Annotated in this window: 1 protein-coding gene; it reads left to right on the top strand. The window is 46.2% G+C overall.

Annotated elements, in window-relative coordinates; all coding sequences use genetic code 11:
* Positions 1-1,857 (top strand): DNA polymerase I (gene polA, locus A3738_RS16515; RefSeq protein ID WP_068763733.1); only part of this gene is annotated, 1,857 nt, incomplete at both ends.

Below are 1,857 nucleotides of genomic sequence, written 5' to 3'. Positions count from 1 at the left end.
ACTTTCTTATGAACTTGCGACCATTAAATGCGATATCGAACTCGAGCAAAATCTAGGTGATATTACGCAAGAGTCACCAAACCTAGATGCATTGCGTGAGTTATATACCGAGTTTGAATTCAAATCTCTTCTAAACGCTCTCGACGCAACGGGTACCCCCTCTGAAGGATCTGATTCAGAAAACAAGGCGCCAGCCGTCGAGGTAAAAAAAGAATACGACATTGTGCTTGAGCAAGCACAGTTCGATGATTGGCTTGCACGCTTAAAGGCTGCACCATATTTTGCATTCGATACCGAAACAACCAGCCTTGATTACATGCAAGCACGCGTTGTTGGCGTTTCATTTAGCTGCGAAGCCGGAAAGGCCGCTTACGTTCCGTTTGGACATGATTATCTCGGCGCACCGCAACAATTAGATCAAGATGCAGTACTCGCAAGCTTGAAACCCTTACTTGAAGATCCAGCTGTTTTAAAGCTTGGTCAAAATCTAAAGTATGACCGCAATGTGCTGTTGAATCATGGCATCACACTCGAAGGTATTGAGCACGATACCATGGTTGAGTCTTATGTATTGAACTCGACCGGCTCGCGCCATGATATGGATACCTTGGCAGAAAAATATCTAAATCGAACCACTATTCACTATGAAGATATCGCGGGAAAAGGCGCGAAGCAGCTTACCTTTAATCAGATTGATATAGAGAAAGCTGGGCCTTACGCAGCCGAAGATGCTGACATCACTTTGCAACTTCACGAAGCTTTGTTCCCGCAATTATCAGAAGAAAAAGGTTTACTGTCTGTCTACCAAGAAATTGATAAGCCACTTGTTCGCGTGCTTTCTAACATCGAACGTCGCGGAGCAAAGGTCGATGCGCACAAGCTTGCACAACAAAGCCAAGAGTTAGAACAACGCATTAGCGAGCTTGAGAAAGAAGCCTATGAGCTTGCTGGAGAAGAATTCAACTTGGCTTCTCCCAAGCAATTACAAGCCATCTTCTTTGAAAAGCTTGAATTGCCGATCATCAAAAAAACGCCGAAGGGCCAACCATCGACGGCAGAGCCGGTCTTACAAGAGCTCGCTCTCGATTACCCTCTTCCAAAACTGATTTTAGAGCACCGCAGCCTTGCGAAGCTCAAATCCACATACACGGACAAACTTCCGCAACTGATCAATGCTAGCACTGGGCGCATTCATACGTCTTACCACCAAGCAGTTACGGCCACCGGACGCTTATCATCAAGCGACCCAAATCTTCAGAACATACCGATTCGTACCGCTGAAGGACGCCGTATTAGGCAAGCATTTGTTGCAGAGCAAGGCTATAAGCTCATTGCAGCCGACTACTCTCAGATTGAACTGCGCATCATGGCCCACCTCTCTCAAGACAAAGGTTTGTTAGATGCTTTCGCTCACGGTGCTGATGTTCACAAGGCAACTGCGGCAGAAGTATTTGAAGTAGCGCTCGAAGAGGTCACTAGTGATCAACGACGCAAGGCAAAAGCCATCAATTTTGGCTTGATATACGGAATGTCTGCCTTTGGTCTAGCTAAGCAGATCAAGGTAGAGCGTTACGAAGCTCAAGATTATATTGATCGTTATTTTGAGCGTTATCCAGGCGTGCTCGATTACATGGATCGTATTCGCAAGCAAGCACATGATGATGGCTATGTTGAGACCGTGTTTGGTCGCCGTTTGTATCTTCCTGATATCAACGCGCGTAATAAAATGATGCAACAAGCAGCCGAGCGAACCGCGATCAACGCACCTATGCAAGGAACCGCTGCAGATATCATCAAACGCGCAATGTTAGATGTTGAAACCGCACTAGCCTCTAGTGAGCTTGATGCGAAGATGAT

This window comes from Oleiphilus sp. HI0066, from assembly GCF_001635725.1.
This window is presented reverse-complemented; position numbering and strand designations above follow the sequence as displayed.